The sequence below is a fragment of the Neochlamydia sp. AcF84 genome, assembly GCF_011087585.1.
GTDB lineage: Bacteria > Chlamydiota > Chlamydiia > Chlamydiales > Parachlamydiaceae > Neochlamydia.
The window spans coordinates 1-9,277 of the sequence record NZ_VJOT01000060.1 but is presented as its reverse complement, the minus strand read 5'-3'; the positions used below and the strand labels follow the sequence as shown (position 1 = coordinate 9,277).

The 9,277-nt window shown below is 39.5% G+C and carries 8 protein-coding genes; 3 read left to right on the top strand and 5 right to left on the bottom strand.

Annotated elements, in window-relative coordinates; all coding sequences use genetic code 11:
- Positions 1-318 precede the first annotated feature (318 nt).
- From NEOC84_RS06850 to NEOC84_RS06830, 5 genes are read right to left on the bottom strand one after another with little or no spacing between them, the layout of a single operon-like run.
- Positions 319-1,029, bottom strand: coding sequence for a hypothetical protein (locus tag NEOC84_RS06850; RefSeq protein ID WP_166157140.1), 711 nt, complete (start codon positions 1,027-1,029; stop codon positions 319-321).
- Entirely contained in the window at positions 1,016-1,705 is a 690-nt protein-coding gene (locus tag NEOC84_RS06845; protein ID WP_166157137.1) for an HAD family hydrolase, read from the bottom strand. The genes NEOC84_RS06850 and NEOC84_RS06845 overlap by 14 nt, the downstream gene beginning before the upstream one ends.
- The gene (locus tag NEOC84_RS06840) at positions 1,687-3,252 is read right to left on the bottom strand and encodes a GNAT family N-acetyltransferase (protein ID WP_166157134.1); all 1,566 of its coding nucleotides are present in this window, start codon (positions 3,250-3,252) and stop codon (positions 1,687-1,689) included. The genes NEOC84_RS06845 and NEOC84_RS06840 overlap by 19 nt, the downstream gene beginning before the upstream one ends.
- 2 nt (positions 3,253-3,254) lie before the next feature.
- Positions 3,255-3,995, bottom strand: coding sequence for a glycosyltransferase family protein (locus NEOC84_RS06835; RefSeq protein WP_166157131.1), 741 nt, complete (start codon positions 3,993-3,995; stop codon positions 3,255-3,257).
- Positions 3,996-4,045: 50 nt separating this feature from the next.
- Complete coding sequence (locus NEOC84_RS06830; protein WP_166157128.1) at positions 4,046-4,282, bottom strand: hypothetical protein; 237 nt, start codon at positions 4,280-4,282, stop codon at positions 4,046-4,048.
- An 856-nt stretch (positions 4,283-5,138) separates the two neighbouring features.
- Here NEOC84_RS06830 and radC point away from each other — a divergent pair.
- The 3 genes from radC to NEOC84_RS06815 all read left to right on the top strand — a co-directional run bounded on the left by radC (position 5,139) and on the right by NEOC84_RS06815 (position 8,285).
- Positions 5,139-5,849, top strand: coding sequence for a DNA repair protein RadC (radC, locus tag NEOC84_RS06825; protein WP_166157125.1), 711 nt, complete (start codon positions 5,139-5,141; stop codon positions 5,847-5,849).
- 125 nt (positions 5,850-5,974) lie between these two features.
- A complete protein-coding gene (mtaB, locus tag NEOC84_RS06820; protein WP_166157122.1) occupies positions 5,975-7,267 on the top strand; it encodes a tRNA (N(6)-L-threonylcarbamoyladenosine(37)-C(2))-methylthiotransferase MtaB in 1,293 nt (430 codons plus the stop codon).
- Between the two features lie 4 nt (positions 7,268-7,271).
- Positions 7,272-8,285, top strand: a complete 1,014-nt coding sequence (locus NEOC84_RS06815; protein ID WP_166157119.1) for a hypothetical protein — start codon at positions 7,272-7,274, stop codon at positions 8,283-8,285.
- Positions 8,286-9,277: the final 992 nt, after the last annotated feature.

Genomic DNA, 9,277 nt, shown 5'->3' with positions numbered 1-9,277 from the left:
ATGTAGTCACTAGAAAAAAACGTCGACAAAAACCATAAGCTTTTAACAGTCAAAAGCTTGCTTACTACTGATTGGTTTTAAAAAAATGGAACTCCCGTTTTAATTTTCAAAGCAAAATTTGGGCGTAAGAAAAGAGCGGATGTAGTTTCAAAAGGATAAAAATTTTCTTATATAAGGGAGTTGTTTGGTAGCAATGAAATTTTAATTTACCCTCTAAGAGAGCTATAAAAGGCGAAGGCTGAATTTTTCTATTGCTTACGGAAAGGAGGAGAAGGAAGAAGCTAGGAAAAGGCTTATATGGATAGCCAAAATTTAAGCCTATTCATGTAGAAAAAGCTGCAGCAGCTGCATAGACAAGGGATTAATGAGAGGACGATTTTGATGAACAAAGGTGGATAGATGATTCTGTTTTATCCATAAAACTTCTGTATGTTCATCATCATGGCTAAGTTCTTTCTTAGGTACCGCAGGATCTAAAAGGATTTTTGCACAGATTTCATAAGCATGAGAGTGAGTATCTACAATTAAATAAGAGGGAAGAATATGATGAATCATTGCTTCTTCAATTCCTGCTTCTTCCTTAAGTTCAATTTTTAGTTGTTTGATAATATCCACATGCCCCTCGTTTAAGGCGGAGGGGTCTATCCCTCCAGCGGGCATTAGCTCAAGATAGTTGGGATAATCGGTAACATGTTCTGCGCGCTTACCCATGAGAATTTCATTGCCTGCTAAAGTATAACCACACACACAAATGGGTTTAAGATGAAGTTCATGGATTAGAGTAGGATCGCGTACTTGAGCAAGATAAAGTTTATATTCTACAAAACGCCCGTAAAGATGTTTTCCGTCAAAATGATCTGCACAAAGAATTTTCCCATTAAAAAGTTTTCCTTGGGTACGAAGAAGCTCTTTTTCCCAAATTTTTTCAATAGAGAAGAATGTAGAGGGATTGACTTTTCTGGGGGGTTGGATACGGCTAATGTGAACTTTAAAAGAGGGGGAGAGGGGAAAGATATTAAAGTCTTGCATAAGCTTCCTTAAAACAAAGGGTAAGGTCTTTCCAGCTATCTGTAGTCATCGCACCCGAAGGAATGGAAACAAGATAAGGATTGCGTATAGCTATAGTGGGAATATGAGCATTTAAAGCGGCTAAAATGCCTGCCCTAGAGTCTTCAATAGCTAACACTTGGTCTGCTAGAAGAGAACTCGTTTTTAAGGCATGTAAATAGATTTCTGGATCTGGCTTAGTTTTCTTTACATTCTCTTTGGTAACGATGAAAGCAAAGTAGTCCTTTATTTCTAGTGCTTCTATACAGCTTGCAATTAATGGATAAGCCGATGATGTTACTAAGCCCATTTTAATCTTTTTATGCTGGCAAAGGTCTAAAAATTCTCTTGCTCCTGGAATAAGCTTGCCTTCGTGTTTATAAGCATCTGCCAGGCCCTGCTGATAAAGAGAAATTAAGGCATGTTTTTTTCCCGGCAATCGATAGCGTTCCATTAAAATAGGTACAAACTCTTCAAGAGAGGGGCCCATAAGAGTTTTAAACTCTTCAAGAGAGCCTTCCTGGTCAAATATTTTTAAAAAGGAAAGATAGTGCTTAAAAAGGAAAGGAATAGTGTCGACTAACGTACCATCAAAATCAATCAATACTCCTTTCAAGTGCCGAAAATTCGCCGATAAGTTCATTCCCAATCTCCCCATTGAATACCGTCTCCTAAAGGAATAAAACGAGCTGCTTTTTTACCTTCTATTTGCTGAAGATACTTAGGATGGATACCGAGGATTTGCTTTCCAGGCCTTAGAATATCTATATTGACGCCTTCTTGTAACACTTGTCCTAAGGAGATGGGGCATAAAGTTTGCACTCCTCTACGAGCAAAACGGCGCAATTCTTGTTCGGAAGGATGAATTGTTTTAACCCATGATCCTTGCATTTGCTCGGCCAGCCGTACAGCACGCACCATTTCTTTTAATTCCTGAGGGTTTAAAGCAAATGCATGGTCAGGGCCTGGCAAGCGTCGATCCAGGGTAAAGTGTTTTTCTATAGCTTTAGCCCCTAGCGCCACGGCTTGGATAGGAGCTACCCTAGCATCACGGCTATGATCTGAAAGGCCTACAGAACATTTAAAACGTTCTTTTAACCAGAGGATTGAGCGTAGGTGCATGCTATCTGCTTCAGCCGGGTATTTGGCCGTGCATTGCAATAAGGTTAGTTCTTTTCCTCCATAGGCAAAAAAAGCTTCCACCGCCCAAGCTATTTCATTTTCAGTAGCGGCCCCTGTTGAAATAAATGTCGGCTTAGCACTTTGGGCGATCGACTCAAGCAAACGTATATGCCCAATCTCATAAGAAGCAATTTTATGTCTTCTAACATAGGGATCAATGGAAAGAAAATCTTCTATGGAAAAAGCTGTGGCCATAAATTCAATGCCACTTGCTTGGCAATATTCGGCTAGCTGAGGAATCATTTCATAAGGCATCGCCAAGTCAGCAAAAATTTCTTGCATTTCTTGCTTGATTCCTGTTGCAGCTAAATAATTACTTATGCCGGCGTTAGCGACGTAGACAGTCTCAGGGCGATAAATCTGAAATTTAACCGCATCAGCCCCTGCTTCGGCTGCGCTATCGATAAGCGTTTTAGCCATGTTTAAGTCTCTATCTAAAGTTCCCATGCGCCAGTTGGAACCTGCTTCAGCGATAATGAAAACAGACTTATTATTTATGAGGGGAGTCAAGCGAGTCATATAACGGCAAATAGGTATATTTTCTTGAGTATCTTCTGCATGGAAAACCGTCTGCCCAAGGCTTTCATAACCAGCAGAAATAAAAGCTTTTTGAGAAGCTATATTCTCGATTTTAATCTTTGCAAAAATATCATCAAACCCTTGCTGTTGCACCCATTTTTTAGTAACGATCAAAGCAGCTGTGCCTATCCCTTTATTGCGGTGCTCAGGCGCTACATTTAAAGAGACTTCTACGCAACGGCGTTCATGGGCATGCTCAGGGTGAGAAATGGGCTTGAATAAAAAGAAAGCAACGCGTTGACCATCAAGCAGGATAAATAAAGGGGGCAGCGCTGGGGATAAAAAATAGTCGTTAGTAAATTCTTTATAGAAGTTATCCCATTTTTTAGCTTGCGAGTGGATAGACATACGCAATGTTTCAGAATCATTACGCCATTGCAGAATCTGGAAAGCATCTTCTTTAGTAGGTTTTACAATTTCGAATCCTATCTTATCAGCTTCCATTTTCACACCTTTTTTTGTTTTACATGGGCATTAATCTTTTTCCATTGCGGATGGGTTTTGAAGGCGTTCAAAATATCCGCTAGAGTAAAGTTTTTATTAGTAGGGTATATAGTTTCAAAGATTTTGCTGACTAGCAAAAAATCTTCTGGAGTATCAACAGTTAAGCGATAGTTGGCAGCCCCGCGCATGTGCACAAAATTGGCTAGATGGAAAAGATCAGGATGCTTATAAATGAAAGGAGTGACATGTTCAAGATCGAATTTACTGCTAGCTTTATGATAAGCATTTTCTAATGTAAAGAAATTGAAAGCTTCTACGTCCATACCTCTAGGAAAAGTGCGAAGTTGCGTGTTAGACACATAGTCAAGGCTAGCGCTTTTTTTAAGAAGGAGATTAAGGGCTTGATCGACGATCGCTGGATCGATTAAAGGACAGTCGCCTGTCAGCCGTACAATAATATCTGCAGGATATTCACAACAAGTTTTATAGTAACGATCAAGAACATTATGTTCATGACCTCTATAAATGTTAACTTTTTCTTTTTCACAAAACGAGGCAATTACATCATCTTGAGGATGAGTAGTTGTCGCTATAATGAGAGTATGCATGGCTTGGATGCGCCGCACTCTTTCAATGAGATAGCCCAAGAGAGGGCGCTGCATGATAGGTTGCAAGACCTTGCCGGGCAGGCGGGTAGATCCCATGCGGGCCTGAATGATAATGTTAATTTTTGGATTTTTCATGAGCTAAACCTAAAGTACGTTAACATTCTAAATCAAGTGTTATTTGCTCTTTAAAGTTTTTTATTGCGTAACATCATTCTTTTCCATCCTTCTGCTGTTAAAATCTTTTGATTTAAGGCAGAGGGCAGCATTTGCTTAGCTTCCCCTGCAGAAGATATATTTTTAGTTACAGATAAAGATGAAACACGATTTTCTTCGGGAGCAAGAGGAGATGAGGATTCTATCTTAAGCAGTGAAGGGAGGGGGAAAGAGTTAGCTTTATTATTGGCATTATTTGTAGTGGCCATATGAACCTCCTAGGGTTAATAGTGGATCACCATGCAATTTTGATGCCAAGCTAATCGAAAATAGGCGAGATAGTTAATACTTTTTCTTAATGATTTGCCTTAAAGCCATTATTGAATTTCTTTAATTTAAGTCAATTATGTATATTCTAAAAGTATCTGCAAGGATATAAATAGGGCTTTTCTTTCGTTTTTTACTCTTATCGCTTTATTCATGGAACTTTAATCACGGGCGTTGGGCATGTTTAGATAAGTAGTAAAAAATCTTTAAGGGAACTAGCTCTATGGAATGTCCTGAAATTGGCTTGGGTAAAGGTTAATCATTTATGGAAAAAAAAGCGCTAACTTCAGGAAGGATGGTTTGTTTTGCTTTAATATTTGATAATCCTTATATCCTAAATGAAGAAGTTTAGATTGACAACCTGTGAGATTTAGAGGCTATATTAGGAAATAAGCCTTGATTGCCAGCAGCTTACTACCGATGCTCGTTATAGAAATGAAAAAGAAGAGTTTAATGTAGCTGATAAGCAGTTTTTAACATTCATTCACTTAAAAGAGAAGGATAGATGAAGATAAGCGCAACATTCTTCGCTTAGCAGGAATCGTGCAATCTTTACGCGGCATTGATCAAGATATAAAAAGATCTTTTTCGCGTCCTGAAGTTCAAGAATAGGTCTATCCGCATTTAAAGAGTCTGTTGTATTAGTTTTAGCTACGGTCGGGCGTATAGAGGCAAGGGATAAGTTGTTTACTTCAAGATGAAGAAAAGCCTGCAAATAAGCTTGTTAAAGAAGTCATACAACGTAAAAGTGAAGATAATAATACCATGATCATCATCAAGTTAAAAAATTAGTAAGCAATGAATAAGCCACTAGAAGGATATACCATTCAGCAAATGCCTATAGAAGAAAGGCCTCGAGAGAGGCTTTTGCAGCATGGCCCTGAAGCTATATCTTCGGCAGAATTGATAGCAATTGTCTTAGGCAGTGGGACTAAAGGCTGCTCGGTTTTGCGCATAGGGCAAGAGCTGCTCATGCGTTTTGGTACTTTGCAAAAGTTTGCTGAGGCCTCCATTGAAGAACTCCAGCAAGTCAAAGGCTTAGGACTTGCTAAAGCTATACAATTAAAAGCCGCCTTAAATTTAGGTTTACGAGCCTCAAGACAGGCGATTGATCAAAGCTTTAGAATTGTTACACCCTTGCACGCTTATAACTACATTAAAGATGAATTAGAATATGCCAAAGTTGAGCATATTGTAGTCATTTTGCAGGATAGAAAAGGTTATGTGCTCTCTCATCATCTTGTAGCCTTAGGAACTCTCTCTCACGCCCCTATTCATCCTAGAGATATTTTTCATCCAGTGATCCGTCATCAAGCTGCCAGCTTAATCTTAGTGCATAATCATCCTAGTGGCGATCCCACTCCTTCTTCAGAAGACCTTGAGGTAACTAAATCCCTCATCCAAGCTGCACGCTTGGTCGATATAACTATCAACGATCATCTCATCATAGGGCGAGGCCGCTATATTTCTTTGAGGCAGAATCATAAAAACCTATGGGATATCCGTTAAAAGAGTAGAAAGAGGTAAGTCTATCCTTCAAGAATGCTTTCATCTCTTCTTTCTTTTTTATCTGGTCTAATTTTTCACTTCTATCTCCTTTATTTTATATCTATTTTTCGTCTATTATATCTTGCATGGTAGAAAAAAAATTTAAGATTGTCACCTTAGGGTGCAGAACCAATCAGTATGAGTCGCAAGCTTATCATGATCAACTGCAGGCGATGGGATACTCCGAAGCCGCAAAGCATGAACAAGCAGAGATCTGCATCATCAACACCTGCACGGTCACTGAGTCTGCTGATTCTAGTAGCCGGCATGAAATTCGACAGCTAGCTAGAGATAACCCTGGCAGTAAGCTTATCATCACCGGCTGTTTTGCAGAAAGGCAGCCTGAGTTGGTAGGATCTCTGCAAGGAGTCACGCATGTGGTTCCCAATAAAGATAAAGAGAAGCTTTTAGAGTCTGTCTTCCCTGCTGCAGAGCTACCTGAATTTTCCATTAAACGCTTTGAGGCCCATACCCGTGCTTTTGTCAAAGTACAAGACGGCTGCAATTCTTTTTGTACTTATTGCATTATTCCTTATGTTCGTGGCCGCTCACGTTCTCGCTCTTTAGAGGAGATAGTTAAAGAGGTGAAAGGATTAATTGCTCATGGATATAAAGAAATTGTCTTAACGGGAATTAATATTGGGGATTTTGATGGTGCCAAGCCTGCAGATGAAAAACCTGATCGCTTAGCTGATTTAGTGCGCGCTGTGGATAAACTTGCTGGACTTGAGCGTTTAAGAGTCTCTTCGATTGATCCTGACGAAGTCGATGATGATCTTGCTGATGCGATCTTAAATGGGAAGCATACCTGTCCTTCTATGCATATCGTTCTTCAAGCTGGCTCGAATGTAATTTTAAAACGTATGAATCGCAAATACACCCGCCAAATTTTCCTTAATACGGTAGAAAGATTAAAGAATGCAAATGCTGACTTTACCTTTACCACAGACGTGATTGTAGGCTTTCCTGGTGAAACAGAGAGCGATTTTGCTGAGACTATAGATGTCATGAAGCAAGTAAAATTTGCTAAAGTCCATATGTTTCCCTATAGCGAGAGAGCTCGCACAAGAGCAGCTCTTATGCCCAATAAAATTCCTCAAGAGATTATCAAAAAGAGAAAGCATGAAGTCCTGCGGACTGCTGAGCAAATAGGCTTTGAGCTTCGAGAGCAATTTATCGGCCGTCGCATGAAAATTTTGACTGAGAATATAGACCCTTCGCGTCCTGAAGAGATTTGCGGCCACACGGAAAATTTTTTGATGGTTTGGGTGCCTCGATCAAACCATGCGCCAAACGAGATCCTAGAAGTAGAATTAATAGCTAATACTCCTGATGGTCTGATCGGGCGTTTGAGTTGCAGACAGGCCAGTTGCGGGTAACCCTATGCATATCACTATTGCCGAACGGCTCCGCCCTTTTTCGCATACAGCCGGAACCTATTGTGTGCTGCCAGGCTCACTTTTGCGTTTTCAAATATTTCCAGCCCTTTTACGTGTGCATGATCTCTCTTACGCTGTTCCTAAATTAATCCAAGAAATTCCTGTGCCTGTGAAGGGACCTGTGAAAGAATTTACGGTACAGCTTGATCTGGAAAAAGGAGCTATTGATGTATGGGGCTTTGATCTACACGCTTATTTTCGTTATCGTATTCTTACAACCCAGCAGCCTAAACAATTTGCTCTTTACATTGATAAAGGATTGACAGCTTGGAAACCAGAGCAGTTGATTTTAAATCGTGCGGTGAATTCCTATTTTTCGACTGAGCGTTTATCATTAGGTAGCCATAAAAGCCAAGAGTGGGATAGGGTGGCGCTAAGAGAAAATTTAACAGAAATTTTTCCCATCTGGCTACGTTTAGGGCAGCTTTTAACTTCACCTTCAGACGTTGCCTATGGGGGGACAGCAGCTCTTTTTAAAGATTGCCTTTCAGCTTCTAAAGAAGATGTTTATAATGCTTTTATCAATTTATTCAAAGTAGCTTTTGAAGGTATTCTTTCTCCCCGCTTGAGCGACGAGCAACATCAAGGATTTGCTCTGGAGGCTGCTCCCTCCACTTTATCGCCTCTTATTTTGTTGACCGAGGGGGCACGCATCATTCGATCCTTGTTTATCCGCACCCAACTTAATGAAATTTTTGTTTTACCCTCTCTTCCTGCACAATTTCATTGTGGACGTTTCCTTCATATTCAGTGTACTTCCTTGGGCCTGCTAGATCTAGAATGGACCAAGCACTTTATGCGACGTATGATTTTTCATGCTGAGAGTGATGATATGGTACAGTTTCATTTTCCTAAAAATGTCAAGCGTTACCGTCTAAATGGACAATTCCAGCTAGTGGAAAAGCCTATTCAGATAAGTAAGGGAAAAGTTTATATTTTTGATAGTTTTCAGCATTGATAAATTATTTTTTATCTTTCTTTTGGTACAACTAGCTTTTTAATTAAGGAAATGCAAGTAAGTCTCACTTGACTTTAGCGTGCCTGAAATTTCTAAGGCTATTCACCTTGGCTAGTTAAAATTCTCATCTGCAATTAAGTTCTTTTCTTTTTGAAAAATCCTTAAAAAATTTGCTCATAAGAGCATAAAGGGTAAAAATAAGCTTGCCAGCCAATAAACCTTTCTGCATAGCATAAGAGAGGAACTTTAATACTGTTTAGCTCATCTATCCGTAATATTAGGGACAATTAGAACATTATAATGTATCTTTAGACGATCCATAACGCTTAAAAAGTTGGATATGACAATTGGCAAAAGCTTATTAAGGATTAAACATATCTTAAAAAAGAAGGTAAATCAGCCAGCTTACTTGACGATAGTATGGGTCATCTTAAATGGCATATCTTGCAGATTGCAAGAGCTTAAGTACTGGGTAGCAGTAAAAAGTAAAAGGGGGGTGCCTTACTCAAAGCAGATCAAATATTTTCGCGTTTACTTAAAGGATCCTGTGGTTGGCTAAGACCAACCGCATTGCAGCAGAAGGTTTAAGAAGCGTAGTTATGGCATGTAAGAGGGAAGTGTTATACTGCTGCAGTAGAACTCTTTATCGCCAAGGAAAATCTATCGCAGAGTTTTTGACAGTTGCTCTATATGTATCATACTAGGTAGCCCATAAATTCTATTATCCGCAGAACCATTTATATCCTGTTCGGCGTTGTTGCGTAAATGCTAAGAAGTGTATGCGATAAGATTGCCCTTTAACACATAAGAGCTATAAAATTAGTTTGCAACAACAAAAATATAGGCAGGCTATGGAAAAAAAAGTCACTTACCGCATACGTAATTGGTCCGAGTATAACAAAGCTTTAGAACAAAGAGGAAGCATAACTTTATGGTTTTCGGATGAAACCATTAAAGGATGGAGGGAAAATAAAAGCACGGGGAAGAAGGGC

Coding starts and splice junctions, on each gene's coding strand:
- NEOC84_RS06850 (WP_166157140.1), bottom strand. CDS start 1,029: ATGCAAGACTTTAATATCTTTCCCCTCTCCCCCTCTTTTAAAGTTCAC.
- NEOC84_RS06845 (WP_166157137.1), bottom strand. CDS start 1,705: ATGGGGAGATTGGGAATGAACTTATCGGCGAATTTTCGGCACTTGAAA.
- NEOC84_RS06840 (WP_166157134.1), bottom strand. CDS start 3,252: ATGGAAGCTGATAAGATAGGATTCGAAATTGTAAAACCTACTAAAGAA.
- NEOC84_RS06835 (WP_166157131.1), bottom strand. CDS start 3,995: ATGAAAAATCCAAAAATTAACATTATCATTCAGGCCCGCATGGGATCT.
- NEOC84_RS06830 (WP_166157128.1), bottom strand. CDS start 4,282: ATGGCCACTACAAATAATGCCAATAATAAAGCTAACTCTTTCCCCCTC.
- radC (WP_166157125.1), top strand. CDS start 5,139: ATGAATAAGCCACTAGAAGGATATACCATTCAGCAAATGCCTATAGAA.
- mtaB (WP_166157122.1), top strand. CDS start 5,975: ATGGTAGAAAAAAAATTTAAGATTGTCACCTTAGGGTGCAGAACCAAT.
- NEOC84_RS06815 (WP_166157119.1), top strand. CDS start 7,272: ATGCATATCACTATTGCCGAACGGCTCCGCCCTTTTTCGCATACAGCC.